The following is a 24,298-nucleotide window of genomic DNA, read 5'->3' as shown; positions in this document are numbered from 1 at the left end:
CTGCGAAAGGAGGGCAGACCTCATACAGGAGACAGCCCCATGCGCATGCCCATCCCTCTTTTTATCAGCCTCGGCATGCTCATCACCATGACCTTTTTGTCGCTGGGCCTATGGGCCGCACTGCCGGCCGAGACTATGCTGCCGATCCACTTCGACTTCTCCGGAAATCCGGATAATTTCGCGCGCCCGACGATCGCTCTTTTCCTGCTGCCGGGCGCGATGCTGTTTGCGGTCGCCGTCTTTGTCGTGTCGCCGTCCATCAACCCGAAGGCGCTTGATCGACCCGGTCTTTACACTGCCATCTGGTTGTTTGTTATTCTGGCGCTGGCCGTAGCCCACGGCTTCATCATCCGCGGCGCGCTCTTTGCATTGCAGGCGCTACAGGGCTAATTCCGCCGGAACTTGTTGGCCGCATCGATCGCCTGTTTCTGCTGATCTTCGTTAATGCCGAGATAGAAATCCTCAAGCCCGGCATCCTGCAGGCCGGCGCGCCGGGAGAGCACGTACCACTTGGCGGCTTCCACGGGGTTGGGTCGCGTGCCGAGCGCATTGATATAGAGATAGGCAAGCTTGTTTTGGGCGACCACATTGCCGCGCATCGCGGCAATCCTCAACCACTCGAACCCCTTGTCGTAGTCACGCTCGCCGCCGACGCCGTTTACATACCAGATGCCCATGTCCAACTGGGCGGTGTCATAGCCTGCCTTGGCGGAACGCAGCATCCAGTCACGCGCCTGTGCCTTTTTGGTCGGTGAAACTTCGCGAAGCGCCATGTAGAGCTGGGCCACGGCATATTGCGCATCGGCTACGCCCTGGCTGGCGGATTTTTCATAGAACGGCAGTGCCAGTTGCATTCCCTTTTCGCCGGGATTGTCGGAAATCAGGATTTGGCCCCAGTTGAACTGAGCCGCCGAATTACCGGCTTCCGCCGCGCGACGCATGAAATCATCGGCCTTCTTTTTGTCGGCCGGAAAATCGCGTCCCGTCATCAACAGCAGCGCATACTGGAACATTGCTGCGGCATCGCCTCCTTCGGCGGCCTGACCATACCAGAAGGCAGCGCCCTTGGGGTCGCGCGCGATCCCCTGCCCCTTCGTCATCATCTCTGCAACCAATGTCTGCGCCGCTGCATCGCCCTGCTGCGCCCGTTCAAGCGCAAGCTTCATAGCCTCGACATACATGCCACGCTGATAGGCGCCATAAGCCTCATCGACCTTGCCGCTATAAGTTTTCTCCTCAGGTGGCGCTGGCAATGCAGCACCCATTCGCCTGTAAAGCTCGACGCCGCCGGACGGCACCAAGCCATCAGGCTGCTGCTGCCGCTCCATCTTGCCTGCGTCCGGCCCGACCGGCCGGGTCACCGCCTGATTGGACTGGGCATACACAGATGTGACCGCAGCCACAGAAACGAGCAGTGCAGTGAAGATTTTGACCGGATTGCGATACAGTTTTTTCGTCGATGGCATGCGACCATCAACCCTCAAACCGTGGCGCTTTTTCGTCCAGCAACGCATTGGCCTTGGCAACGGCTGCAGCGGGGCCATCACCACTGGCAAAAACGGCATCGCGCAACGCCACGAATTCGGCTCCGCTCTCGGCGACGGCGACCACCGATTCGGCATCGTTGCCGCCCATAGTGATGCAGGGGATCTCGATCATCGACGCCCACCACTCAGCAAGCGCAACGTTCTTCGGATGAGCTTCCGGCTTGATGTCGCCATCGAAACGGCCGAAGAAAATATAGTCCGGCCTCAATTCGCCGATCTCGAGCGCAGTATGCCGTTCCGCCGCACCGCCGGCTCCGACGATCATCTTCGGCGTGAACTTCTCGATCGCCTCACCCAGTTCCTCGAGCGAACCCGACATGTGAAGACCATCGGCCTTGGCGCGACCGGCAACCCGGCTGTCACCGGAAATGATGGCGGCGGCTCCGGCATTCTGGATGATCTGCACCACCACTTCCGCCCGCTTCTGGAATGCCTGATCGTCCAGCCCGTATTGCGGCAGGATGACCGATGCGACATCGCCACCCGACATGGCCTCCGTTAGAAGTCTGGCCTGGTGATCGGCGTCGGCATCATCCGGTACGATCAGCACGATGCGGCAGCGGTTGTCCGGTTCTGTCATGTTCTTATCCGATCATTCTCGCCTTGAAGCGAAGACGTACCGCTTCAGCACGTTCCGCTCTGGTTTTATTCGGACAATTCGATAGACCGGACGGATTGCAGGATCAACACCCTCGACAGTAACCGCCGATGATAGATATCCCCAACCTGTCGTTCTTCCTCGCCGCAATTCCGGCAGTCATGCTTGTCGGTCTGTCGAAAGGCGGCATCGGCGGCGCGATCGGCCTGATGGGAGTACCGATCATGTCGCTTGCGGTCGAGCCGGTCCAGGCGGCTGCGATTTTTCTGCCGATCCTCATTCTGATGGATGCTGTCGCGCTCTGGTCCTGGCGCAAATACAATGATCCGAAAACACTGCTGATGATTATGCCCGGCGGTGTGATCGGCATCGCCCTCGGTTGGGCGACGTCGGCCTATGTCTCCGACGATGCGCTGAAAGTGGTGATCGCTTCCGCGACCATTCTGTTCGCCGCCCGCTATTTCTGGCAGGTCTATGGGCGCCGGGGCGAAATCGTGGCTCCTCTCCCGCACCGCCCGGTGGCCGCAACATTCTGGGGATCGCTGTCCGGTTATGCCAGCTTCGTCGCCCACGCCGGTGGCCCGCCATTCCAGATTTATGTCCTGCCGATGCAGCTTGACCCGAAAAACTACACCGGCGCGAGCATCCGCTTCTTCGCCATCGTCAATGCGGTGAAGGTGATACCCTATTTCTTTCTGGGTGCGTTGGATACGCAGAACCTGACCCTGTCGGCAACGCTTCTGCCCGTAGCACTCGTCTCGACAATAATGGGAGCGGCCGTCGTCAAGCATCTCAAGGCCGAAACCTTTTACCCAATGACCTATGGCCTCGCCTTCCTTGCCGGCCTCAAGCTGCTATGGGATGGCCTCCCGTTCTGAACAGGCGCGGATTGGGGATAAAACCAGGCTCCGGAAACAATTCTGGCCGCAGCCCGCATGAACCACGACCAGAACTGAAAATTGGGTTTTGTGCCGCTATCGGATCATATCCAAATCGAGATCCGCGGCTATGGCTCTATTAGCTTGCCTTAGTGGCGTGTAGACGCCTTGAGGCGCTGCATTTGGTCTTTGATACGCAGCTTACGACGCTTCAGATCGGCGATTTCCCGATCGTCAGATGAAGGAGACGAAAGAATCGCCTGGAGCTCCTCCTCGAGATCGCCGTGCTTCTTTTCAAGCGATGCTATATGAGCCTGGATGGTCATGTGGCATGTCCTTCCCTATTGCCTGCTCCGGCCACTCCATCGGCCGAAGCTTCAGGTTTACGACGGAAGTGTGACACGATCTGAGCTGTTTGTCGAAGGTGTTTTCGTGACAAGAGCGCGGCAAATTCGTGACGTTGGCGAACTTCCCGTTAACGCGGTTTGGTGATAGGAGCTTGCGCATTAAGCTGGGCCGGGTCACAAGCCCGGATCGATATGGGGACTTTAAGACATGGCCGATCAGGAACAGGCGGACAACCGGCTGGCGCTGGCAAAGCTCCGGCAGGAGCATGAAGACTACGACGCCGCGATCAACGCCATGATAAAGGTGGGCTGCGATGCGTTGCGCGTGCAGCGCATGAAGAAGAAAAAGCTCGCCATAAAAGACAAGATGACCCAGATCGAAGATCAGATCCTGCCCGACATCATTGCCTAGGAACGCTCAAATGGCCGAGACACCGCCCGTCGCCATCATCATGGGAAGCCAGTCCGACTGGGAGACCATGAAGAACGCCGCCGAAACCCTCGATGCCCTCGAAATCGACTACGAGGCCCGCATTATTTCGGCACACCGGACGCCCGAACGCCTGTTCACTTTCGCCAAGGGCGCGCGTGACGAGGGCTTTCAGGTCATCATCGCCGGTGCCGGCGGCGCTGCCCACCTGCCCGGCATGGCCGCCTCGATGACGCCGCTGCCGGTCTTCGGCGTTCCGGTCCAGTCCAAGGCTCTATCCGGTCAGGACAGCCTTCTGTCGATCGTGCAGATGCCGGCCGGGATACCCGTCGGCACGCTTGCCATTGGCCGCGCCGGTGCGGTCAATGCGGCCCTGCTTGCAGCGGCCGTGCTTGCCCTCTCCGACGAGGACATCGCCTATCGCCTGGACGAATGGCGTGCCCGCCAGAGTGCCGCAGTCGCCGAATACCCGATGGACGAAGCATGAAGGCCCAGACGATCGGGATTATCGGCGGCGGCCAGCTGGGCCGTATGCTTGCAATGGCAGCCGCAAGGCTGAACCTCACCATCATCATTCTGGAACCGCAGGCCGATTGTCCCGCAGCTCAGGTCGCCAACGAGCAGATCACCGCAGCCTATGATGATCCTGCCGCTCTCGCGGAACTGGCCAGACGTTGCGATATCGTCACCTACGAGTTCGAAAACGTGCCGGTCTCCGCCGCACAAGCGCTGGAGCGCTCCGTTCCCGTCTACCCGCCCTCCAAGGCGCTCGAAGTCGCCCAGGACAGGCTGACGGAAAAACGCTTCCTCAACAGCTGCGGCATCGAGACGGCCCGTTTCCATGCGGTCAACAGCCAGCAGGAGCTCGAAGCAGCTTTGGTCGACTTCGGCGGCAAGGGCGTGCTGAAGACCTGTCGCATGGGTTACGACGGCAAGGGCCAGCGCGTTTTCCGCTCGAGCGACGACTCACCCGCAGGCGCGTATGAAGCGCTCGGTTCCGTGCCCCTGATTCTCGAAAGCTTCGTTCCATTCGAGCGCGAGATCTCGATCATCGCCGCCCGTGCCAAGGACGGCACGATTCGGTGCTACGACCCGGCTGAGAATGTCCACCGCAACGGCATACTGCATACGTCGACCCTGCCGGCAAACATACCGGCCGAGACAGCGGCAACCGCCCGTGCTGCGGCCGAAAAGCTGCTCGCAGCGCTCGGTTACGTCGGCGTTATCGGCATGGAATTCTTCGCCATGGCCGACGGCACGCTGATCGCCAACGAGATTGCCCCGCGCGTCCACAATTCCGGTCACTGGACGGAGGCTGCCTGCGTCATCTCGCAGTTCGAGCAGCATATGCGCGCGGTTGCCGGTCTTGGGCTCGGTGACCCGGACAGGCATTCCGATTGCGTGATGACCAACCTGATCGGCGACGACATTCTGACGCTGCCGCAATGGCTGGCAACCAAGGATGTGCTTGTCCATCTTTACGGCAAGACGGAAGCCCGTCCGGGCCGTAAAATGGGCCATGTCACCGAATTGAAAGGCCGGAAAACCTCGTCACAAGGTTGACATGGAGAAAGCCTCGGGTTATCTGCACCCCAACCTGAGGCGCGCCCCTATCTCTAGGGACTAGGCGGCGCGCTTTCGATTGTTAGAGACAAGCGGCTCTATGAGCCCACAGACTGCTGGACCAGTACAATGAAGATCAAGAACTCGCTTAAGGCGCTGAAGGCTCGTCACCGCGACAACCGTCTGGTTCGCCGTAAGGGCCGCATCTACATCATCAACAAGCAGAACCCGCGCTTCAAGGCCCGCCAGGGCTGATTGCTCAGGGCGAATTTTTCGCCTGCAATCAAATTGTCGATAGCGCGACAATTCGGCTTTGACCTTCGGCGCATCCGGATTAACTTATCCGGATGCGCTATTTGCTTCTGAGCACCCCTATTCTGGCCTTGGCCGTTTTCGTCCCTGTCGCTCATGCACAGGCGCCTCAAGCCGCCCCTCCTGCACAAGCCGTTCCGCAACCAACCGCCCCCGCAGTAGAATCAGCCGCAGCCGCAAAACCGCTCGACACATTGTTCGAGGCGCTGAAACGCGAACGCGATCCTGAAAAGGCCAAGGGCATCGCCAGCCAGGTCATTGCCGAGATGAACGATTCCGGCAGCGCCACGGTCAACCTTCTGATGCAGTGGTCCGAAGACGCCATCAAGGAAAAGAAGAACGCCGCCGCGCTGGACTTCCTCGACCGTGTAACCCTTCTCGATCCTGCCTTCACAGAGGGCTGGAACAGGCGTGCTACACTTCACTACACGATGGGGGATCAGCGCAAGGCGATGGCCGATATTGCCGAAGTCTTGAAGCGTGAACCGCGCCACTTCGGCGCTCTTGCCGGCTTAGCGGGAATACTGACGGAAGCCGGCGATGACGACATGGCGCTTAAGGCCTGGGAGCGCTATCTCAACGTCTATCCAGCAGATCGGGAGGCACAGGAAGCCGTCTCGAAACTCTCGGAAAAGATCGCCGGGAACAGAACTTGAGCCTTTCCCAGGTTATTCTCCAATGATTCTGCCGCTTGCCCTTGTCGCCATTCTTGTCGCCGCGGCCTTCAGCTTTACCGCCTGGAAAAGCCGCCAGATTGAGCGGCAGTTTCCGCGCCATGGCGAACTGATCGATGTCGGCGGCTACAGGATCAACGCCCTGCATATTCCTGCACCGCCAAATCCCGCCCTGCCCCCGATCGTCTTCATCCATGGAGCAAGCGGCAACCTGCGGGACCAGGAAACGGCCTTCCGCAAGCTCCTGGAAAGCCGTGCGGAGCTTCTCTTCATCGACAGGCCTGGACATGGCTATTCGGAGCGCGGAAGGCCAGAGAATGGCTTTCCGGACGGACAGGCGGTAGCCATCAGCCGCGTAATGGATATGAAGGGCATGGAGCGCGCCATCATCGTCGGACACTCCTTCGGCGGGGCGATTACTGCAAGCTTTGCCGTCTTCCATCCCGAAAAGACGGCCGGATTGCTGTTTCTCGCACCGGCAACCCATCCCTGGCCCGGCGGCGTGGACTGGTACTACAGGATTTCTGCCGCTCCCTATCTGGGCTTCTGGTTCACCCGCCTCATCAGCCTGCCCGCAGGCCTTGTTCTGCTGGATGGTGCAACGAGGTCCGTCTTCAGCCCCAACCTCCGTCGTGACCGCTATGTCGAGAAGGGCGCACCCGCACTGGTGCTGAGGCCTGAAAACTTCCGCAACAACGCGGTCGATGTCGCCAATCTGCACGACTATGTCACGCGCATCTCACCACGTTATAAAGAGATAACGGCACCAACCATTGTCATCACAGGCGACAGCGACCCGATCGTGCTCGAAGAGATCCATTCCCAAGGGCTTGCGCGTGATATAGCCGGTTCCGAACTGGTGAAGATCCATGGCCTCGGCCACAAGCCGGACTATGTGGTGCCCGACGTGGCAATCGCCGCAATGGAAAAGATCGCAGGCATGGACCGCGACCTGCAGGCATTGGCACGCATGGTTGAGGCGCGGCTGACCCAGTCGGGAACTACGGATCAGCCTGCAATAGGAATGACGATCGAAAAGATCTGAGCTGAAGGATTATGTCGCCGCAACGACATGCCGGTAGACGACATCTTCCGGATCATGCCGCTCGGCAGTCTCATCCAGCCAGGCACCCAGCCTTTCGGCCAGTCTGCGGGATTTGTCGTTGTCACGATGAACATAGCTGACCAGCGTCTTCAGGCCGAGTGCCCTGAAGCCCCAGTTTCCCAATGCGGCCGCAGCCTCCAGAGCATAGCCCAGCCCTTCGAAGCTGGGGTAAAGAAGCCAGCCCAATTCATGCTCGGGGAATAGCGGGCCGGCATTGATGCCGACCTGACCAAGGCAGGTTCCGTCGTCCCGCCTCTCGATCATCAATGAGCCATGGCCCATCAGCTGCCACTGCGCCACGTCATGGCAGAACATGCCCCAGGCGGCGGCCCGCGAAAACGGACCGCCATATGCGCAGCTCGTTCCGAGGCCATGAACGCCGCATAGGTCGGCCAGTCCGCCATGTTCGGCACACGCAGCCTGAGACGGTCGGTTTCGATCACCGTGATCGAAGCAGATGATTGACTGTTCATGGATATGCCCATTCCAAAACGACAGACGGCCGGATCGCTCCGGCCGTCTGTTAATTGCAAATTGTGTCAGCCGATTATGCGCCGGTCTGGCCGTCAGCGCCGATATAGGCGATACGCAGCATGTTCGTCGAACCGGGCGTGCCGAGCGGAACGCCGGCCGAGATGATGACGCGGTCGCCGGGCTTGCCGAACTCTTCCGAAACGGTGATGCGCGCAGCGCGGTTCACCATGTCTTCCAGATCGCTTGCATCCTCGGTTACGACGCAGTGCAGGCCCCAGCAGACAGCAAGGCGGCGGGCCGTCTTGACATTCGGGGACAGCGCCAGGATCGGAACATTCGGACGCTCGCGCGAGGCGCGCAGACCGGTCGTGCCGGACTGGGTGTAGGTGACGATCGCGGCAGCCTTGAGTGTTTCGGCAATCTGGCGTGCAGCAAGCGAGATCGCGTCGGAGCCGGTGGCTTCCGGCGTTGCGCGCTGTGCGTAAATGATGCTCGGATAAAGCGGATCCTGCTCGACCTGACGGGCGATGGACGCCATCATCGAGACAGCTTCGACCGGATACTGACCGGAAGCGGATTCGGCCGACAGCATGACGGCATCAGCGCCTTCGAAGACGGCGATCGACACGTCGGAGACTTCCGCGCGAGTCGGAACCGGAGCCGTGATCATCGATTCCAGCATCTGGGTGGCAACCACGACCGGCTTGCCTGCACGGCGGCAGGCGCGAGTCAGCTGCTTCTGGATACCGGGAACCATTTCGATCGGCATTTCAACACCAAGGTCACCACGGGCAACCATGACGGCGTCGGAAAGCTCGATGATCTCGTCGATGCGTTCGATAGCCTGCGGCTTTTCGATCTTCGACATGATGCCGACACGGCCGCGAGCGATCTTGCGGACTTCCGCCAGGTCTTCCGGACGCTGCACGAAGGACAGCGCAACCCAGTCGGCGTCTTCGGTGGCAAGAACGGCATCGAGGTCGGCGCGGTCCTTGTCGGTCAGAACGCCGACGGTCAGGATCGTGTCGGGCAGGCTGACGCCCTTGCGGTCGGAAATGCTGGTGCCGGCAACAACGGTGCAGACGATCTTCTTGCCGTCGGCTTCGACAGCCTTCAGAGCCAGCTTGCCGTCGTCGATCAGCAGGCGATCGCCGGCCTTGACCGCTTCGAGGATTTCCGGATGCGGAAGGTAAACGCGGTTTTCGTCACCCGGCGCTTCGTTGTTGTCGAGCGTGAATGTCTGACCCGGGGTCAGTGTTACTTTGGTGTTGGCAAATTTGCCGACGCGAAGCTTCGGTCCCTGCAAGTCACAGAGAATACCGATCGGGCGACCCGACTTCTTCTCGACCGAGCGGATGCGCTCGATCAGGGTACGCATCATTTCATGGCTGGCATGGCTCATGTTGATACGGAAGAGGTCAGCGCCTGCTTCGTGGAGCTTCTGGATCATTGCCTCTTCCGACGATGCCGGACCGAGCGTGGCAAGGATCTTTACTTTGCGGTTACGCCTCATCAATTCTGGCCTTCTTGCGTACCGGGCGTGTCGGACAGCTGGACCATCCAGCTTCCCTGACGACCCGTATCATACTCTTTGAAACCCATGCGCTGGTGGCCACGGGTGAAACAATCATTGACGCCGACAATTTTGAATTCATTCTCGGCGACGCACATATTGATATTTCCGGTCCACCGCCCTCCGCGGGCGGCATCCTCGGCATAAAGATAATAGTATCGTGACTGCAGTTCCCCTTCGATCAGAGTAGCGCAGGTGGAAGCAGGAACCTGCCACCAACCCTCGGTATTCCAACCATCCTGGGCACGATAACCGATTGCCACCCCGACAAGATTCTGCGTGCCGTTACAGACACGAAAATCAGCATGAGCCGGAGAAGCCATGAGAAGCGGTGCGCTTGCGCAAACAGCAAAAGCACCCGCCGGAACGGAAAGGAGCGAACGAAGATAGATTTTAATCGATTTTATCGGCACGGTTTCCGTCAGGTCTCCATGGTTATCGTGGAGGCACTTTCTCGCGCGCAACGGGCAGAAAGTCAACGAAGCTGTGGTTGATTGCGTCGCCCTGCCGCTACGCTTGCTTAAATTTGTTTCATCCCCCTGCACGGGCTTGCTTTTTGACAAGCACAGGCCGCCTCTCTTGCGCCAAAACGGCTGTCATGCGATCACCAAACTCACAACATAATCGTTTGAAATGTACGTGAGCATGCAGAATTTCCAATCGTTCGAAATCATAGACGGCAACTATGACACAGGCATGGTGCTTCTCGCAGATCACGCCATGAACAGCCTTCCTTCGAAATATGGCACTCTTGGCCTACCCGACAGCGCCTTTCTCAGGCACATCGCTTTCGATATCGGCGTCGAGGGCCTGACACGCAGGCTTGCCGCCATGCTCGGCGTGCCGGCACTGCTCGGCTGCTTCTCGCGCCTGCTGATCGATCCGAACCGTGGTGAAGACGATCCGACCCTGATCATGAAGATTTCCGACGGCGCGATCATTCCCGGCAATCACCCGATTACCGATGAAGAATGGCAAACCCGCCTCGACACCTACCACCGGCCTTATCACCGCGCCGTCGAACAGACGATAGCCAAGGCCTCGACATCCGGCCGGGCGCCTCTGGTGCTTTCAATACATTCCTTCACTCCCTACTGGAAGGATTTCGCAAGGCCCTGGCATGCAGCAGTGTTATGGGACAGCGATGACAGGGCAGTTTTGCCGCTTCTGTCAAAACTTCGCGAACCGGGCGATATCGTTATAGGCGACAACGAGCCTTATGATGGCGCCTTGAAGGGCGACACGATGTATCGCCACTGCATGATCCCCGGCATTCCGCACGCGCTTCTGGAAGTAAGGCAGGACCTGATCGGCGATGATGCAGGCATGGATGCCTGGGCGGCAAGGCTTGCGCCGATCTTTACCTCGCTCAACGCAGACCCCAAATTGCATGAATACAGGATTTTCCCGTCGCGTACCGACCCCTACCCCGCCGTGTGACGACAGCAGTCAGGAGACGTTCCCATGACCGACATCAGCAAGGAACAACAAACCGAGCTTGAAGCGGCGGCATTTCGCCGGCTCGTCCAGCATCTGCGTGAACGGAGCGACGTCCAGAATATCGACATGATGAATCTGGCAGGCTTTTGCCGGAACTGTCTGTCCAACTGGTATCGCGATGCAGCGACCGAGGCAGGACTGGACCTTTCAAAAGAGGCTTCCCGCGAGATCGTCTACGGCATGCCCTATGAAGACTGGAAGAACCTTCACCAGATGGAAGCAAGCGACGCTCAAAAAGCCGCATTCGAGATCAACAAGCCGCCGCATGGCTGAATTGGCATTGGCGATTGATTAGGCTTGACCTTGCGCCTGCTTTTCGGCACTTGACCACTATCCAATAGAGATTTCCATTATCAGGAGACACCGATGTCTGATGCTCATGGCGTCGCCCGCGACCAGCTCCGCGCTTTTGTAGAGCGCATTGAACGACTTGAAGAAGAAAAGAAGACGATCGCCGACGACATCAAGGACGTCTATGGCGAAGCGAAGTCGATGGGCTACGACACCAAGATCATGAAAAAGGTCATCGCCCTTCGCAAGAAGGATGACCAGGAGCGCATGGAAGAGGACCTGATCCTCGACACTTACCTCAGCGCCCTCGGCATGATCCCGGGCGCCGGCACCGACGAGGAAGAAGCCGCCTGATCCGCTTTTCAAAGCCCGCCCCTTGAAGGCGGGCTTTTTCTTTTGCGCCTGATGCAGCAAATCTCCCTTCGCGCGAGTTTCCAATGGCAGATCACGACGTCATCGTTATCGGCGCAGGCTTTACCGGCCTTACCGCGGCCACGGACCTGATGGCTGCCGGCCTCGATGTCATCGTGGTCGAGGCCCGCAACCGCGTCGGCGGCCGGGTGGAATCGGAATATTTGCCGAACGGGACACGCATCGATACCGGCGGCCAGTTCCTATGCCGTGACATGACACATCTGGTCGAGACGGCGCAGCGCTTCGGAGCACGCACCGTCTTCTCTCATGTCGATGGAGAACAATCCTATCGCCCCGCCATTCCACCCGAACACGGTGATGCCATCTGGAACGGCGTGGAGCAGTTGCGTGAGCGAATGCGCTCCATCGATCTCACCAATCCTGCATTCTCGGGTCTGACCGTGGGGCAATGGATCGACCGCCAGACCGACATGCCTTCGGATGTGACCGGCTCATTCCGAAGACTCGTAAAGGGATTGTGGTGCCGCGCGCCGGAAGACGTGGCGCTTGCCTATCTCGTCTCGAACGACCGGCGGATTACCAATATCTATCCCGAACTTGAGATGTTCATGCGTGACACCATGCACGCGCTGGCCGACCGTTTAGCGGCGGGCCTCGATGACCGACTGAGACTGTCCGCCCCCGCCACCTCTATCACCATCATGGAAGATGCGGTTGAAGTGGATGTCGAGGGACGCGCGCTCACTGCAGGACATGTGATCATTGCCGTACCGCCCGTCATGGCGCGAAGAATAGAAATATCGCCACCGCTTCCAGCTGAACTCGAAAGGGCACTTTCTGCCTGGGAGCCGGGTTGTGCGATCAAGCTGCAGATCGGCTACAGGACACCATTCTGGCGCGACAAGGGACTGAGCGGGTCGGTCATGTGGAGCGATCCGCAGGGCATCTACGCCTGCGACGCCAGCCATGACGATTATTTCGGCATCGTCGTCTTTCTTGGCGGACCGCTGGCCTCGGAATGGCATAAGCGACCGCAGACCGAGCTGGCGAACTTCGTCACGTCAGAACTCAGCGCCGCATTGGGAGAGAAAGGTCACGAACCGGTTTCCGTCTGCATTCGCGATTGGGTCAACGATGCCTGGAGCGATGGTGCCTATAGCGACGTCATCACCGACCTTAAGGCTACGGATGCGGAAGAGATCCTGCTCAAGGGACTGCCGCGCCTGCATTTTGCCTGTTCGGAGCTGTCGCCGTCTTTCCCTGGATATATCGAGGGTGCGATCGTCGCCGGAAAACTGGCTGCGCAGTCTATCTTGCAAGACAGAGAATAGACTTTAGCTCGGGTGAACCTAGCCGAGCATCAATCAGCTTCAAAACGGGGATCAGTTGGAGCCGCTGAAACGATTGGGATCGATCTTCACTGCGGCAGCAACCGGCTTGAAGCCCTCGCTCGCATAGGCCGCCGAATATTCGCTGTTCAGCGTGCGGGTCACCACCCGCGGCGCCTTCATCGAAACCACGTCGCCCGAGCGCTTGTTATCCAGCGCCCATTTCTCCAGCGTATCCTTGGTCAGGTTGCCGGAAGCCGGTGCTAGGTCAGGCTTCGTCGATCGGCCACCCTTGGTTGGCACTGCGGAAGCTGCTGCAGCGACCCACTTGGGCGTATCGAAACCATCGCCGAAATGACCGGAAGCCGAAGGTGCCTGGATAACCTTTTTCGGTAGTGCTGCAACTTCCGTCGGCTTGCGCGCCTGAGAATGCAAAGGTGCCGGAGTAGCACCGGCCTCATCGCTGACAGCACGAATACCGGCCGCTGCTCTGCGATCATCATCGACACTGCGGGAAAGGGCTGCGACCAGTTCAGGCGTCAAGGCTTGCTCATTTTCCCTTGCCCGTTCCGCCGGTTGCGGAGCTGGCACCATTGCGGCAACCTGCGCGACAGCCGGACGGTGAGCAGGAAGCGGTACGCCCGACACATCCTGCAGCGAAGGCGGGACATCGCCCAGCGACGCCATCATGTTTGATGTGTCGGCATCAGCCTTCGTCCCGCGCGAACCGAGCAAGGTCGGCACCGGAACGGCGTATTTCGTCAGATCTTCGAAGCTTTCACCTTGAGGCCTGCTGTTAACAGCCGCAGCGGCCTGAAGCGCAAGCGCCTCCTGGGCAGGATTGCGCTGCTGCGAATAGAGAGCAGTTGCAAGTGCACCCGGGCCGTCCTGGCGGAAAGCTGGGCGTGAAGCGGGAACCGGCGCCGTGATATTCTCCGGCTGCGGCGCCTGCTGAGGTTGGGCCGAAGCGACCATCACACCCGGCAGCGGAGCGGCGGCAGGTGCTTCGTCCTCTGCATCAGCCGGCCGGCTTGCAGGCGCGGAGGGCCGCGGCGACGCAATGGCTGGCGTGCTGCTTTCACCATTATCCTCTTCTTCGTCGGCACCGCCGCCAAAGAGAGTTGCGAGGAAGCCGCGGCGCTTGCGTTCAGCGGCGGGCGCGCCGCCGGCCGTCGATGCGATCTCGATCGAGCTTGAACCGACACGTTTCTTGTAATCTGCGAGCGCCTGATCATAGCCTGGAAGCGGCTGACCATCTGCCGGAAGATGCAGCGTATTGCCCTTCGGGAAAATCTGCACCAGCTCCTGGCGCGACATACGCGGCCATGCACGCACGCCACCGACGTCCAGATGCACGAAAGGTGAACCGGATGTCGGATAGAAGCCGACGCCACCGACCTGCATCTGCATCGCGAGCGCACGCAGCGTCGCAAGCTTTACGCCGGGAATGTAAAAGTCCATTGCCTTGCCGAGCATGTGCTGGCTGTTCTTCGCCACGCCGGTATTGCGCGAGCGACCGCGCAGCATGCCGTTGGTGGTCGGCGAACGATAGGCGGAGACGACGTGGATGTAATCCTTGGCGCCACTGCGCCGATAGACTTCCCAGACGAGATCGAAAAGACGCGGGTCCATCTTTGTCGGCTCGTTCTTGCGCCAGTCACGCAGGAAATTGTTGATCTGCTGAAGACCCTTGGGATCGAAGCGGCCGTTACGCTTGAACGTAATCTCGGCCTTTTCGCCGGTATGGATGAAATAGAGCTTGAGGCTGCGGTTTTCCGCAGCCGCCTCGGACACCTGCACGGACCAGATGGAAGCAGCAACGACAGCAAGTGCCGCACCCTGAGCAGCACGCCTGGTCAGCGATTGAAAGGCCTTTAGGACGAGGCGATGAACGCCTGTGCCCGAAGGCATTTCTTTTGCATTCAAATCAGGCAAAGCGATCCCCGTCCTGCAGACAACGTCCCTCGTTGTCCCATTTGGCTGACAATTGCGGTCACACGATGGCAAATCTGCCACACATGTACAAGCATCTCTCTTATAGTCAATGATGTGCTAAAGAGAGATTGACAGAAATTGCCATCGCTTCCTTGCCTGAAAATTAACACTCTCTAATCAGGCTGCTTCCTTGAGTGGGTCATCCGGATCGATACCGTAATCCTTCAGCTTGCGGTAAAGCGTCGAACGACCGATGCCGAGCTTGCGGGCAACCTGGCTCATCTGGCCGCGGTAGAACTTCAGCGCGAAACGAATCAGTTCCTCTTCCACATCGGCAAGTTTTCTCACCTCACCCGTGTCGTCGGTGCTTACGATGACATTGTCCGATGCCGGGTAGGCGGCAGCCAGAAGCGCGCGCGGATCCGGCCGTGTCGTACGAGGCGGCAGCATCGGCTGCGGGAAGCCCAGATCTTCGATGATCGGGCGTAGGACCGATGAAGGAGCAGACATTTGTGTCGTGGCAGTCGCGACCAGTTCGGGAGTGCGGAATTCCGGCACCTGGGCCGCAATCTGCGGGAAATCAAGCTCTGTAAGCTCATCACCTTCCGCAAGCACGATGGCCCGGAAGATGGCGTTTTCGAGCTGACGGATATTGCCCGGCCAGTCGTAAGCCGTCAGCAGCGCCAGCGCACCGGCGCTGACATTGAGGTTCTGCGGCAGCTTCTGCTCCAGCGAAAAACGCTCGGCGAAGACGCGCACCAGATGCGGAATGTCTTCCTTGCGGCGGCGCAGAGCCGGAATAGTGATCGGAAAAACGTTGAGGCGGTAGTAGAGATCCTCGCGGAAACGACCGGCGCGAACCTCTTCGATCAGGTCCTTGTTGGTGGCCGAAATCAGCCGAACATTGACCTTGTGAACCCGGCCGGCACCGACCGTTTCAATCTCGCCCGACTGCACGGCGCGTAAGAGTTTCACCTGAACTTCGAGCGGCAGATCACCGATTTCGTCCAGGAAAAGCGTGCCGCCATCGGCCTCGACGAACTTGCCGGTGTGACGCTCTGTCGCTCCGGTAAACGCACCTTTTTCGTGACCGAAGAGGATGCTCTCGACCAGATTGGCCGGGATCGCGCCGCAGTTGACGGTGATGAACGGCTTGCCGGCACGATCGCTGCCCGACTGGATGGCGCGGGCGATCATTTCCTTGCCGACGCCGGATTCACCCTCGAGCACGACCGGAATATTCGAATGCGCCGCACGCTGTGCCAGATCGATAACCCGCAGCATGTCCGGGCTTGCAGATACGATGTCGTTGAAGCCGACGACACCGGCGCGACGGCGGCCGACCTTGGCCTTGCCTTCGCGATAATCGAGCTTCAATGCGTTGGCGATGGAGGTCGCGATCCGCTCCGGCGAAACCGGCTTGACGACGAAGTCGAAAGCCCCTGCCCGCATCGCCTGAACGACATATTCGATGCTGCCCTGTCCGGTCTGCACGATGACCGGGGTCTGAACGCCCATCTCCCGCAGTGCGACGAGGAAGGAAAGCCCGTCCATTTCCGGCATCATCAGGTCAAGCACGATGACATTCACATCGCCGCTGGTGCGACTGAGAAAATCGAGTGCGACCTTTCCGTTTTCGGCCAGATGCGCGACATAACCTTGCCGCTCGACTGCATTCTTCAGAAGGCGGCGCTGAATGGGATCGTCATCGACGACAAGGATATGAGCAGACATTTGTGAACTCCCGGCAACGTTCATCGTGCACCCTTTGCGGGCTCTTATGCTGGAAGTTGTGCCAGATAGGCTTGAACATCCCCTTTTGAGAAAAGCTCACATTTTAACAGTCTGAACAGAAAACGGACGGGTGGCGGCAGAAGGGTTGAAATGCTACCCATCTGGCACCCATTCGAGTACCCGGTTGAGGGAAGGAAAGACCATGAAAAATCGCATAGCGCTGTCTGAAATTGCACATGCCGCACCGGCGGCCGGTGGCGGCGCAACGGATCCCGCGCTTGGTCTCCTGCCCGTCTGGAAGCTTTCCGATCTCTATGCCGCCAAGGATGCACCGGCCTTTACAGCCGACCTGAAGCAATCCGAAACGGACGCGCTCGCTTTTGAAAACAAGTGGAAGGGCAAGCTGGCCGAGGCCGCGACGAAGAACGGCGCAGGCGGTATCGGCGAGGCACTCAAGGAATACGAAGCGCTCGACGATCTCCTCGGCAAGATCGGCTCATTCGCCGGCCTCACCTACTTTTCCGATACGTCCGACCCCGCCAACGGCAAATTCTTCGGCGACGCCCAGGCGAAACTCACCGACATCTCGTCACACCTTCTGTTCTTCGCGCTGGAACTCAACCGCATCGACGATGCCTTGATGGATGCCTGCGTGGATGGCGATCCGGCCGCCGGCCACTACCGCCCATGGATCGTCGACCTGCGCAAGGACAAGCCCTTTCAGCTGGATGACAAGCTGGAACAGCTGTTCCTCGAAAAGTCGATGACGTCAGCGTCTGCCTTCAACCGCCTGTTCGACGAGACCATGGCGGAACTGCGCTTCGATATCGACGGCGAAAAGCAGCCGCTCGAAGTCACGCTCAACATGCTGCAGGAGGCCGATCCGGCCATCCGCGCCAAGGCGGCAAGTGCCCTGTCGAAAACCTTCAGCGACAACCTGCGTGTCTTCACCCTGATCACCAACACGCTCGCCAAGGACAAGGATATTTCCGACCGCTGGCGCGGCTTAGAGGATATCGCCGACAGCCGCCACCTTGCCAACCGGGTCGAGCGCGAAGTGGTCGATGCGCTGGCCGCCGCCGTTCAGGACGCCTATCCGCGCCTGTCGCACCGCTATTATGCGATGAAGGCAAAATGGCTCGGCATGGACCAGCTGAACTACTGGGACCGCAACGCACCGCTGCCGGAAACGCCCAAGGCCGTCATTCCGTGGGAAACCGCGAAGGAGACCGTGCTTTCGGCATACGGTGCCTTTGCCCCGGAAATGGCCGATATCGCCAGCCGCTTCTTTGCGGAAGAATGGATCGACGCGCCGTCGCGTCCCGGCAAGGCACCCGGAGCCTTTGCCCATCCGACCGTGCCGTCTGCCCACCCTTATGTTCTGGTTAACTATCTCGGCAAACCGCGCGACGTGATGACGCTCGCCCACGAACTCGGCCATGGCGTGCATCAGGTTCTCGCCGGTGGACAGGGCGCACTGATGTGCCAGACGCCGCTGACGCTTGCCGAAACCGCCTCCGTCTTCGGCGAAATGCTGACTTTTCGTACGCTACTGGAGAAAACGAAGGACAAGCGCGAGCGCAAGGCGATGCTCGCCCAGAAGGTCGAGGACATGATCAACACGGTCGTGCGCCAGATCGCCTTCTACCAGTTCGAGCGCAAGGTCCATACGGCCCGCAAGGAAGGCGAGCTGACATCACAGCAGATCGGCGAGCTTTGGCTGTCAGTCCAGGGCGAAAGCCTCGGCCCGGCAATCCGGATTTCGGAAGGTTATGAAAGCTGGTGGACCTACATCCCCCACTTCATCCACTCGCCCTTCTATGTCTATGCCTATGCCTTTGGTGACTGCCTGGTGAACTCGCTCTACGCCGTCTACCAGAACGCTGCTCCCGGCTTCCAGGACAAGTATTTCGAGCTTCTGAAGGCCGGCGGCACCAAGCATCATTCCGAACTCCTGAAGCCCTTCGGCCTCGACGCCACAGACCCGACCTTCTGGTCCAAGGGCCTCTCGATGATCGAAGGCCTGATCGACGAATTGGAAGCACTGGACAAGGAACTGGGCTGAGGGCCCGAAATGACAAACGGCCGGGGAGACCCGGCTGTTTTCTATTTGAAGTGAATGTCTACCGTACCACCGGTTCCACTGTCAGGTCCCGGCCACTCGACGCCACGACCCGGACGCGGGAACCGACCGGCAGATCCGGCCCCATGACCGACCACATCGTATCGTCGAGCCTGATCCGGCCGCGCCCTTCCTGAATAGGCTCGGAAAGCGTCGCCGTGCGACCGATGAGGCTTTCGCCACGACGGTTGAGCCAAGGCTCGTCGCTTGTCGTGCGTTTGCCGTTATAGATTCGCCGACCGATAACCGCGAACAGAACCGAAAGCACGGCAAACAGCAGCAGCTGAACATGCCAGCCCCAGAAGGCGGCATCCCAGAGCGCCAGCGACAGCGCGCCGAGCACCACGGCCGCGGCACCTATCCAGATCAGGAATACGCCGGGTACCAGCAGTTCCAGCACCAGCAGCGCAATACCGACAATCCACCAGCCCCAGGGACCGAGACTGTTCCAGAGTTCAACCACCATCACATCACCTCTCGGAGGTCGGCGGGGTGAAAGGCGGCACCACGGCGGTTACCGTCGGCGTGCTGCGCGCCGGACGTGGCTGTTGAGTACGAGGAGTGGACGGTGCCGGGCCATTGCCGTCGCCGAACACTTCCTTAGCAATGGCGCCGATACCGCCGAGCGAACCGATCAGCGACGAAGCTTCGAGCGGCATCAGCACGATCTTGGAATTGTTGGCCTTGCCGATCTCGACCAGCGCCTCTGTGTATTTCTGCGCAACGAAGTAGTTGATCGCCTGCACGTCACCGGCAGCAATGGCTTCCGAGACGAACTGGGTCGCCCTCGCTTCGGCTTCGGCCAGACGCTCGCGCGCCTCGGCCTCGCGGAACGCCGCTTCGCGCTCGCCTTCGGCCTGCAGAACCGCCGCCTGCTTGGCGCCTTCTGCCCGAAGGATCTGTGCGTTACGCGCACCTTCGGCTTCCAGCACCAGCGCACGCTTTTCGCGTTCCGCCTTCATCTGCCGCGCCATGGATTCCACCAGATCCTTCGGTGGCTGGATGTCCTTGATCTCGATACGGGTGACCTTGATGCCCCACGGGTGCACTGCCTCGTCGACCACGCGCAACAGCTTGTCGTTAATGACATCACGGTTCGACAGCAATTCGTCGAGATCCATGGACCCCATGACCGAGCGTATATTCGTCATCGTGATATTTTGGATGGCGTTTTCCAGATTGGCGATCTGATAGGCCGCCTGCGCCGGATTGAGCACCTGGTAGAAGGCCACGGCATCGGCCGCCACGCTGGCATTGTCCTTGGTGATGACTTCCTGTGTCGGAATGTCGAGCACCTGCTCCATCACGTTCATCTTCGCGCCGATGCGTTCGATGAACGGTGTGAGAATGTTCAAACCCGGCTGAAGCGTACGCGTGTAACGGCCGAAACGCTCGACCGTATAGGCGTAACCCTGCGGTACCGTCTTCACCAATGCAAAGAGGAGCAGGATCGCGAGGATCACCACAACGATGACGAAAATATCGAAACCACCCAAGCCCATTAAAGCCTCCCTTATGAATTGCTTAAAATCGCGGCAATCCTATTCAACCGGAGCACCATTCACAAGCACAGGAAGGTAGTCTAGAAGGCACCCGAAGACCGGTCGCAGCCTACCCGGATAAAACAAGGACACCAATCATGAAGACTATCGTCGTCTGCTCCGGCGGACTGGATTCCGTTTCGCTTGCCCATAACATCGCCGCCAAGGGCGAGCTTATGGGCCTCATCTCCTTCGACTATGGCCAGCGCCACAAGAAGGAGTTGGAATTTGCCGCAGCCACTGCGGAACGCCTCGGCGTTTTCCACCAGATCATCGACATGCGCGCCATCGGCAGCCAGCTCACCGGCTCGGCGCTGACCGATGATGTCGACGTTCCCGACGGCCATTATGCCGAAGAGACGATGCGCATCACCGTTGTGCCGAACCGCAATGCGATCATGCTGACCATCGCCTTCGGCGTCGCGGCCGCCCGAAAGGCAGATGCGGTGGCAATCGCCGTCCATGGCGGCGATCATTTCATCTATCCCGACTGCCGCCCCGACTTCATCGACAGCTTTGATGCGATGCAGCGCCACGCACTGGACGGCTACGCCTCGGTGAAACTGCTCGCTCCTTATGTCACCGGCTCCAAGGCCGATATCGTCACAGATGGCGCGAAGCACGGCACGCCCTTCGTCGAAACATGGTCCTGCTACAAGGGCGGTGAGCGTCATTGCGGCCGCTGCGGCACCTGTGTCGAACGGCGCGAAGCCTTCCACCTCGCCGGTGTCACCGACCCGACCGATTACGAAGACCCGGATTTCTGGAAGGCAGCAACCGAGGGCTTCAAGGCCCCGGAATTTAAGGCAGAGGAGGTCCGCTGATGTATCGCATCACCAAGGAATTCCACTTCTCCGCTTCTCACCAGCTGTCGCATCTGCCGGCAGACCATCAATGCGCCCGCCTGCACGGCCATAACTACATCGTCGTGGTCGAACTCGCCTGCGCCGACCTGAACGAGGACGGGTTCGTTCGCGACTATCACGAACTGGCACCGCTGAAGCGCTATATCGATGACGAATTCGATCACCGCCACCTGAACGAGGTTCTGGGCCATGACAAGGTGACCTCGGAATATCTGGCGAAGCATTTTTACGACTGGTGCAAGCAGCGCCTGCCCGAAACTTCGGCCGTCAAGGTCAGCGAAACGCCCAAGACCTGGGCTGAGTACAGACCATGACCGCATCCGCAGAAACGATCCGGATCAGCGAGATCTTCGGCCCGACCATTCAGGGCGAAGGCATGCTGATCGGCCAGCCGACCGTTTTCGTGCGCACCGGCGGCTGCGATTATCGCTGCTCGTGGTGCGACACTCTGCATGCCGTCGATAGCGCCTATCGCCACGACTGGACGCCGATGGAGGCCGACGCGATCTGGCAGGAAGTGCGGGAACTTTCGGGCGGAATGCCGCTGATGGTCTCGCTTTCGGGCGGCAATCCGGCCATTCAGCCATTGAAATCCCTGATCCGGCGCGGCAAGAACGACGGTTACCGATTTGCCATCGAGACCCAGGGCAGCATCGCCCGCGACTGGTTTGCCGATCTCGACGTGCTTGTCCTCTCGCCCAAACCGCCATCGAGCGGAATGGAAACGGATTGGGACGTTTTGGCCGACTGTCTTGAAGCGGCGGGAAAAGCACCGCGCATCGCACTCAAATTCGTTATCTTCGACGATACCGATTATGCGTTTGCCCGCGAGGCATCGCTGCGCTTTCCGGAACTGCCCGTCTATCTGCAGCCCGGCAACCACACGCCGCCGCCGCCGGAAGACGACGATGCCCGCATCGATCTCGACGGCATCATGGATCGGATGTTGTGGCTGGTCGACAAGGTGACGGCTGACCGCTGGTTTTCGGCAACGGTTTTGCCGCAGCTTCACGTTCTGCTCTGGGGCAACAAGCGGGGCGTCTGAGAAACGCCCCAAACACTTACTCGGCGTAGATCATCTTCTTCGTCATCCCGCCATCGACGGTCAGCACCTGCCCTGTGACGAAACCGGCACCGTCGAGATAGAGCACGGCATCGGCAATATCCTTCGGCCGCCCGACGCGGCCTGCGGGATGCTGCGCCTCATCCTCATGGCTCAGGTTCGTCTCGTTGGTGATCCAGCCCGGAGCAATCGCATTCACCCGGATCGTTGGGCCAAGGCTGACGGCAAGCGCATGCGTCAGCGCAACCAGCCCGCCCTTGGACGCCGCATAGGCTTCCGAATTCGGCTCCGACATGAAGGCTCGGGTCGAAGCCATGTTGACCACCGATCCGCCGGTTTTCATCAACGGCACGACGGCCCGCGTCATCAGAAAGGCACCCGTGAGATGGCTGTCGATCACGCGGCGCCAGTCGAGATAGGACATCTCGAGGATGGAGGTGCCGAGCGCCCCGCCTGTGGCACCGGCATTGCTGACGAGCAGATCGAGACGATCCCAGCCGAGTTCGGCAATCGCGATCTCGACTGAGGCTTCGTCTGCAACATCACATTCGATGGCACGAACACCCTCGACAGCGTGGGTCTTGCCGGAGAGGTCGAAAGAGGCAACCTCGAAACCGCGGGCAACCAGCGCCTCGCAAATCCCAGCCCCGATCAGGCCTGCTCCACCGGTAACGATTGCCTTTTTCATGGGGTGTTCCTTTGGCTAACTGGCTTCGCTGTAAGCGTCATCTTGAGCGTTGGCGCTGCCCCTCATCCGCCTGCCGGCACCTTCTCCCCGTAATGACGGGGAGAAGGACGCGAGCCGCAAGGCCTCCGTCCCTCTCGAGCATCAGGCAGGGCACGTCCCCTCTCCCCGCTTGCGGGGAGAGGGTTAGGGTGAGGGGCAGAGGCTCTCTCTAAGAGCGCACTCTACCAATCAAACCCAGCCCTGCAGCTCCCGCCGCACCACCGTCTCCAGCACGTCCATTCCGCCCTCGCTGTCGTTCAGGCAGGGGATGTGAACGAATTTCTCGCCGCCATGATGCATGAAGATCTCGCCTGCCTCTCCGGCGATTTCTTCCAGTGTCTCAAGACAATCCGAAACGAAGCCCGGGTTCATGATGGCGACACGCTTGATGCCCTCTGCCGCCAGCCCTTCCATCGTCTTGTCTGTATAGGGCTGCAGCCATTCTTCCGGGCCGAAACGCGACTGGAAGGTGATCCGCAACTGATCCTCGCGATAGCCGAGTTTTTCGCGCAACAGCCGCGCCGTCTTCTGGCAGAAACACTGATAGGGATCGCCGGCCTTGAAATAGGACTGCGGGATGCCGTGGAACGAGGTGATCAGCAGCTGCGGTTCCCAGTCGAGCGTCGAAAGCGTCTGCCGCACCGAGTTGGCGAGCGCTTCGATGTAGACGGGATCGTCGTGATAGGTCGGCACCGTGCGCACGGCCGGCTGCCAGCGCATCTTCATCAGGTGCTCGAACGCCTTGTCGTTAACCGTTGCCGTCGTCGCCGCCGCATATTGCGGATAGAGCGGGAAGAGCACGATGCGGTCGCAGCCTTGCGCCTTCAAGGCATCGATCTTCGAGGCGATTGACGGATTGCCGTAACGCATGCCCCAGTCGACCACGACATTCGGCAGATCCTTCAGCCGCTGCGCCATCAGCTCACCCTGGTTGCGGGTATAGGTGCGCAGATAGCTTTCGTTGAGATCCTTGTTCCAGATCTCCTCATACGCTTTGCCGACCTTCTGCGGCCGCTTGTTCAAGACGATGCCGTAAAGGATCGGGTACCAATAGAGCTTCGACCATTCGATGACGCGGCTATCGGACAGGAATTCGGCGAGATAACGCCGCATCGACCAGTAGTCGGTACCATCGGGCGTGCCGAGATTGACCAGCAGCACGCCGACCTTGCCAAAGTAAACGGACGGATGGGATGCGGGCATGGAGGCAGAAGACGTGCTCATGAAAGCTTTCCAGATATGCGAACCGAAACCATTACGGCGATCGACGGGCTGCGGATCATTTAGAAACAAAAAACGGCTCGGGAAACCCCGA

General features: G+C 59.6%; 27 protein-coding genes and 1 pseudogene. 16 read left to right on the top strand and 12 right to left on the bottom strand.

The genetic code is table 11. The annotated features are described in order from the left end of the window. Positions 1–39 precede the first annotated feature (39 nt). Positions 40–390 carry a DUF1648 domain-containing protein gene (locus tag MRBLMR1_RS02485; RefSeq protein WP_148143539.1) on the top strand — a complete coding sequence of 117 codons (351 nt, stop codon included), beginning with the start codon at positions 40–42 and terminating at the stop codon, positions 388–390. Here MRBLMR1_RS02485 and MRBLMR1_RS02480 read toward each other — a convergent pair. Next, positions 387–1,466 (bottom strand): tetratricopeptide repeat protein, encoded by a 1,080-nt coding sequence (locus tag MRBLMR1_RS02480; RefSeq protein ID WP_500063583.1) that lies wholly within the window; start codon positions 1,464–1,466, stop codon positions 387–389. The genes MRBLMR1_RS02485 and MRBLMR1_RS02480 overlap by 4 nt on opposite strands. 7 nt (positions 1,467–1,473) lie before the next feature. Beyond that, a complete protein-coding gene (locus tag MRBLMR1_RS02475) occupies positions 1,474–2,127 on the bottom strand; it encodes a thiamine phosphate synthase (protein ID WP_148143537.1) in 654 nt (217 codons plus the stop codon). A gap of 128 nt (positions 2,128–2,255) precedes the next feature. Here MRBLMR1_RS02475 and MRBLMR1_RS02470 point away from each other — a divergent pair, with 128 nt between their 5' ends. Continuing rightward, positions 2,256–3,023, top strand: a complete 768-nt coding sequence (locus MRBLMR1_RS02470) for a sulfite exporter TauE/SafE family protein (RefSeq protein ID WP_148143535.1) — start codon at positions 2,256–2,258, stop codon at positions 3,021–3,023. Between the two features lie 149 nt (positions 3,024–3,172). Here MRBLMR1_RS02470 and MRBLMR1_RS02465 read toward each other — a convergent pair whose 3' ends face one another. Then, positions 3,173–3,349 carry a YdcH family protein gene (locus MRBLMR1_RS02465; RefSeq protein WP_148143532.1) on the bottom strand — a complete coding sequence of 59 codons (177 nt, stop codon included), beginning with the start codon at positions 3,347–3,349 and terminating at the stop codon, positions 3,173–3,175. A 229-nt stretch (positions 3,350–3,578) separates the two neighbouring features. On the opposite strand from MRBLMR1_RS02465, the gene MRBLMR1_RS02460 reads away from it, so the two are divergent. The 6 genes from MRBLMR1_RS02460 to MRBLMR1_RS02435 all read left to right on the top strand — a co-directional run bounded on the left by MRBLMR1_RS02460 (position 3,579) and on the right by MRBLMR1_RS02435 (position 7,394). Next, positions 3,579–3,782 (top strand): YdcH family protein, encoded by a 204-nt coding sequence (locus tag MRBLMR1_RS02460; protein ID WP_112454343.1) that lies wholly within the window; start codon positions 3,579–3,581, stop codon positions 3,780–3,782. A gap of 10 nt (positions 3,783–3,792) precedes the next feature. After that, positions 3,793–4,287, top strand: coding sequence for a 5-(carboxyamino)imidazole ribonucleotide mutase (gene purE, locus MRBLMR1_RS02455; RefSeq protein WP_148143530.1), 495 nt, complete (start codon positions 3,793–3,795; stop codon positions 4,285–4,287). Next, positions 4,284–5,363: a 5-(carboxyamino)imidazole ribonucleotide synthase gene (locus tag MRBLMR1_RS02450; RefSeq protein ID WP_183685243.1), complete on the top strand. Its 1,080-nt coding sequence runs from the start codon at positions 4,284–4,286 to the stop codon at positions 5,361–5,363. Before purE ends, MRBLMR1_RS02450 begins: the two co-directional genes overlap by 4 nt. A 129-nt stretch (positions 5,364–5,492) precedes the next feature. Further along, the gene (gene ykgO / locus MRBLMR1_RS02445; protein WP_006726873.1) at positions 5,493–5,618 is read left to right on the top strand and encodes a type B 50S ribosomal protein L36; all 126 of its coding nucleotides are present in this window, start codon (positions 5,493–5,495) and stop codon (positions 5,616–5,618) included. Positions 5,619–5,710: 92 nt separating this feature from the next. Continuing rightward, the gene (locus MRBLMR1_RS02440; protein WP_148143525.1) at positions 5,711–6,331 is read left to right on the top strand and encodes a tetratricopeptide repeat protein; all 621 of its coding nucleotides are present in this window, start codon (positions 5,711–5,713) and stop codon (positions 6,329–6,331) included. Between the two features lie 22 nt (positions 6,332–6,353). Next, positions 6,354–7,394, top strand: a complete 1,041-nt coding sequence (locus tag MRBLMR1_RS02435) for an alpha/beta fold hydrolase (RefSeq protein ID WP_500063578.1) — start codon at positions 6,354–6,356, stop codon at positions 7,392–7,394. 9 nt (positions 7,395–7,403) lie between these two features. On the opposite strand, the pseudogene MRBLMR1_RS02430 reads toward MRBLMR1_RS02435, so the two are convergent. The 3 genes and pseudogenes from MRBLMR1_RS02430 to MRBLMR1_RS02420 all read right to left on the bottom strand — a co-directional run bounded on the left by MRBLMR1_RS02430 (position 7,404) and on the right by MRBLMR1_RS02420 (position 9,824). Further along, positions 7,404–7,927, bottom strand: a pseudogene (locus tag MRBLMR1_RS02430) (GNAT family N-acetyltransferase). 74 nt (positions 7,928–8,001) lie between these two features. Beyond that, a complete protein-coding gene (gene pyk / locus MRBLMR1_RS02425) occupies positions 8,002–9,441 on the bottom strand; it encodes a pyruvate kinase (protein ID WP_148143521.1) in 1,440 nt (479 codons plus the stop codon). Beyond that, complete coding sequence (locus MRBLMR1_RS02420; protein WP_223218398.1) at positions 9,441–9,824, bottom strand: DUF1036 domain-containing protein; 384 nt, start codon at positions 9,822–9,824, stop codon at positions 9,441–9,443. Before MRBLMR1_RS02420 ends, pyk begins: the two co-directional genes overlap by 1 nt. Positions 9,825–10,146: 322 nt before the next feature. On the opposite strand from MRBLMR1_RS02420, the gene MRBLMR1_RS02415 reads away from it, so the two are divergent. The 4 genes from MRBLMR1_RS02415 (at position 10,147) to MRBLMR1_RS02400 (ending at position 12,998) form a co-directional block, all read left to right on the top strand. Next, on the top strand, positions 10,147–10,941 hold the full coding sequence (locus MRBLMR1_RS02415; protein ID WP_148143666.1) for an N-formylglutamate amidohydrolase: 795 nt from the start codon (positions 10,147–10,149) through the stop codon (positions 10,939–10,941). Positions 10,942–10,965: 24 nt separating this feature from the next. Beyond that, entirely contained in the window at positions 10,966–11,274 is a 309-nt protein-coding gene (locus MRBLMR1_RS02410; protein ID WP_148143519.1) for a DUF1244 domain-containing protein, read from the top strand. Positions 11,275–11,367: 93 nt separating this feature from the next. Beyond that, a complete protein-coding gene (locus MRBLMR1_RS02405) occupies positions 11,368–11,646 on the top strand; it encodes a DUF2312 domain-containing protein (RefSeq protein ID WP_112454363.1) in 279 nt (92 codons plus the stop codon). Between the two features lie 83 nt (positions 11,647–11,729). Continuing rightward, complete coding sequence (locus MRBLMR1_RS02400; protein WP_148143517.1) at positions 11,730–12,998, top strand: FAD-dependent oxidoreductase; 1,269 nt, start codon at positions 11,730–11,732, stop codon at positions 12,996–12,998. A 51-nt stretch (positions 12,999–13,049) separates the two neighbouring features. Here the strand turns inward: MRBLMR1_RS02400 and MRBLMR1_RS02395 are convergent, their stop codons facing one another. After that, entirely contained in the window at positions 13,050–14,906 is a 1,857-nt protein-coding gene (locus MRBLMR1_RS02395; protein ID WP_148143515.1) for a peptidoglycan L,D-endopeptidase MepK, read from the bottom strand. A 201-nt stretch (positions 14,907–15,107) separates the two neighbouring features. Then, positions 15,108–16,688, bottom strand: coding sequence for a sigma-54-dependent transcriptional regulator (locus MRBLMR1_RS02390; protein WP_148143513.1), 1,581 nt, complete (start codon positions 16,686–16,688; stop codon positions 15,108–15,110). Positions 16,689–16,866: 178 nt separating this feature from the next. On the opposite strand from MRBLMR1_RS02390, the gene MRBLMR1_RS02385 reads away from it, so the two are divergent. After that, on the top strand, positions 16,867–18,729 hold the full coding sequence (locus MRBLMR1_RS02385) for a M3 family oligoendopeptidase (RefSeq protein WP_148143511.1): 1,863 nt from the start codon (positions 16,867–16,869) through the stop codon (positions 18,727–18,729). Positions 18,730–18,787: 58 nt separating this feature from the next. On the opposite strand, the gene MRBLMR1_RS02380 is transcribed toward MRBLMR1_RS02385, so the two are convergent. Continuing rightward, positions 18,788–19,252 (bottom strand): NfeD family protein, encoded by a 465-nt coding sequence (locus MRBLMR1_RS02380; protein WP_148143509.1) that lies wholly within the window; start codon positions 19,250–19,252, stop codon positions 18,788–18,790. Between the two features lie 4 nt (positions 19,253–19,256). After that, entirely contained in the window at positions 19,257–20,288 is a 1,032-nt protein-coding gene (locus MRBLMR1_RS02375; RefSeq protein WP_148143507.1) for an SPFH domain-containing protein, read from the bottom strand. Between the two features lie 137 nt (positions 20,289–20,425). Here MRBLMR1_RS02375 and queC point away from each other — a divergent pair, with 137 nt between their 5' ends. Genes queC through queE form a run of 3 tightly spaced genes read left to right on the top strand, consistent with a single transcriptional unit; the run spans position 20,426 to position 22,238 of the window. Beyond that, positions 20,426–21,151, top strand: coding sequence for a 7-cyano-7-deazaguanine synthase QueC (gene queC, locus MRBLMR1_RS02370; protein WP_148143505.1), 726 nt, complete (start codon positions 20,426–20,428; stop codon positions 21,149–21,151). After that, positions 21,151–21,507, top strand: a complete 357-nt coding sequence (gene queD, locus MRBLMR1_RS02365) for a 6-carboxytetrahydropterin synthase QueD (protein ID WP_148143503.1) — start codon at positions 21,151–21,153, stop codon at positions 21,505–21,507. The genes queC and queD overlap by 1 nt, the downstream gene beginning before the upstream one ends. After that, positions 21,504–22,238, top strand: coding sequence for a 7-carboxy-7-deazaguanine synthase QueE (queE, locus tag MRBLMR1_RS02360; RefSeq protein ID WP_148143501.1), 735 nt, complete (start codon positions 21,504–21,506; stop codon positions 22,236–22,238). The genes queD and queE overlap by 4 nt, the downstream gene beginning before the upstream one ends. A gap of 16 nt (positions 22,239–22,254) precedes the next feature. Here queE and MRBLMR1_RS02355 read toward each other — a convergent pair whose 3' ends face one another. Further along, positions 22,255–22,944 carry an SDR family oxidoreductase gene (locus tag MRBLMR1_RS02355; protein WP_148143498.1) on the bottom strand — a complete coding sequence of 230 codons (690 nt, stop codon included), beginning with the start codon at positions 22,942–22,944 and terminating at the stop codon, positions 22,255–22,257. 228 nt (positions 22,945–23,172) lie between these two features. After that, positions 23,173–24,207: a ferrochelatase gene (gene hemH / locus MRBLMR1_RS02350; protein ID WP_148143496.1), complete on the bottom strand. Its 1,035-nt coding sequence runs from the start codon at positions 24,205–24,207 to the stop codon at positions 23,173–23,175. Between the last annotated feature and the right edge of the window lie 91 nt (positions 24,208–24,298).

This window comes from Neorhizobium sp. LMR1-1-1.1 (assembly GCF_040675795.1).
GTDB classification, from domain to species: domain Bacteria; phylum Pseudomonadota; class Alphaproteobacteria; order Rhizobiales; family Rhizobiaceae; genus Neorhizobium; species Neorhizobium cellulosilyticum.
Note: the sequence above shows the minus strand (reverse complement) of the source record. Positions and strands in the feature narration are given on the sequence as shown.

What these genes read in the sequence shown, in the direction of transcription:
- MRBLMR1_RS02485 (WP_148143539.1), top strand. Translation starts at nt 40, where the DNA reads ATGCGCATGCCCATCCCTCTTTTTATCAGCCTCGGCATGCTCATCACC.
- MRBLMR1_RS02480 (WP_500063583.1), bottom strand. Translation starts at nt 1,466, where the DNA reads ATGCCATCGACGAAAAAACTGTATCGCAATCCGGTCAAAATCTTCACT.
- MRBLMR1_RS02475 (WP_148143537.1), bottom strand. Translation starts at nt 2,127, where the DNA reads ATGACAGAACCGGACAACCGCTGCCGCATCGTGCTGATCGTACCGGAT.
- MRBLMR1_RS02470 (WP_148143535.1), top strand. Translation starts at nt 2,256, where the DNA reads ATGATAGATATCCCCAACCTGTCGTTCTTCCTCGCCGCAATTCCGGCA.
- MRBLMR1_RS02465 (WP_148143532.1), bottom strand. Translation starts at nt 3,349, where the DNA reads ATGACCATCCAGGCTCATATAGCATCGCTTGAAAAGAAGCACGGCGAT.
- MRBLMR1_RS02460 (WP_112454343.1), top strand. Translation starts at nt 3,579, where the DNA reads ATGGCCGATCAGGAACAGGCGGACAACCGGCTGGCGCTGGCAAAGCTC.
- purE (WP_148143530.1), top strand. Translation starts at nt 3,793, where the DNA reads ATGGCCGAGACACCGCCCGTCGCCATCATCATGGGAAGCCAGTCCGAC.
- MRBLMR1_RS02450 (WP_183685243.1), top strand. Translation starts at nt 4,284, where the DNA reads ATGAAGGCCCAGACGATCGGGATTATCGGCGGCGGCCAGCTGGGCCGT.
- ykgO (WP_006726873.1), top strand. Translation starts at nt 5,493, where the DNA reads ATGAAGATCAAGAACTCGCTTAAGGCGCTGAAGGCTCGTCACCGCGAC.
- MRBLMR1_RS02440 (WP_148143525.1), top strand. Translation starts at nt 5,711, where the DNA reads ATGCGCTATTTGCTTCTGAGCACCCCTATTCTGGCCTTGGCCGTTTTC.
- MRBLMR1_RS02435 (WP_500063578.1), top strand. Translation starts at nt 6,354, where the DNA reads ATGATTCTGCCGCTTGCCCTTGTCGCCATTCTTGTCGCCGCGGCCTTC.
- pyk (WP_148143521.1), bottom strand. Translation starts at nt 9,441, where the DNA reads ATGAGGCGTAACCGCAAAGTAAAGATCCTTGCCACGCTCGGTCCGGCA.
- MRBLMR1_RS02420 (WP_223218398.1), bottom strand. Translation starts at nt 9,824, where the DNA reads ATGGCTTCTCCGGCTCATGCTGATTTTCGTGTCTGTAACGGCACGCAG.
- MRBLMR1_RS02415 (WP_148143666.1), top strand. Translation starts at nt 10,147, where the DNA reads ATGCAGAATTTCCAATCGTTCGAAATCATAGACGGCAACTATGACACA.
- MRBLMR1_RS02410 (WP_148143519.1), top strand. Translation starts at nt 10,966, where the DNA reads ATGACCGACATCAGCAAGGAACAACAAACCGAGCTTGAAGCGGCGGCA.
- MRBLMR1_RS02405 (WP_112454363.1), top strand. Translation starts at nt 11,368, where the DNA reads ATGTCTGATGCTCATGGCGTCGCCCGCGACCAGCTCCGCGCTTTTGTA.
- MRBLMR1_RS02400 (WP_148143517.1), top strand. Translation starts at nt 11,730, where the DNA reads ATGGCAGATCACGACGTCATCGTTATCGGCGCAGGCTTTACCGGCCTT.
- MRBLMR1_RS02395 (WP_148143515.1), bottom strand. Translation starts at nt 14,906, where the DNA reads ATGCCTTCGGGCACAGGCGTTCATCGCCTCGTCCTAAAGGCCTTTCAA.
- MRBLMR1_RS02390 (WP_148143513.1), bottom strand. Translation starts at nt 16,688, where the DNA reads ATGAACGTTGCCGGGAGTTCACAAATGTCTGCTCATATCCTTGTCGTC.
- MRBLMR1_RS02385 (WP_148143511.1), top strand. Translation starts at nt 16,867, where the DNA reads ATGAAAAATCGCATAGCGCTGTCTGAAATTGCACATGCCGCACCGGCG.
- MRBLMR1_RS02380 (WP_148143509.1), bottom strand. Translation starts at nt 19,252, where the DNA reads ATGGTGGTTGAACTCTGGAACAGTCTCGGTCCCTGGGGCTGGTGGATT.
- MRBLMR1_RS02375 (WP_148143507.1), bottom strand. Translation starts at nt 20,288, where the DNA reads ATGGGCTTGGGTGGTTTCGATATTTTCGTCATCGTTGTGGTGATCCTC.
- queC (WP_148143505.1), top strand. Translation starts at nt 20,426, where the DNA reads ATGAAGACTATCGTCGTCTGCTCCGGCGGACTGGATTCCGTTTCGCTT.
- queD (WP_148143503.1), top strand. Translation starts at nt 21,151, where the DNA reads ATGTATCGCATCACCAAGGAATTCCACTTCTCCGCTTCTCACCAGCTG.
- queE (WP_148143501.1), top strand. Translation starts at nt 21,504, where the DNA reads ATGACCGCATCCGCAGAAACGATCCGGATCAGCGAGATCTTCGGCCCG.
- MRBLMR1_RS02355 (WP_148143498.1), bottom strand. Translation starts at nt 22,944, where the DNA reads ATGAAAAAGGCAATCGTTACCGGTGGAGCAGGCCTGATCGGGGCTGGG.
- hemH (WP_148143496.1), bottom strand. Translation starts at nt 24,207, where the DNA reads ATGAGCACGTCTTCTGCCTCCATGCCCGCATCCCATCCGTCCGTTTAC.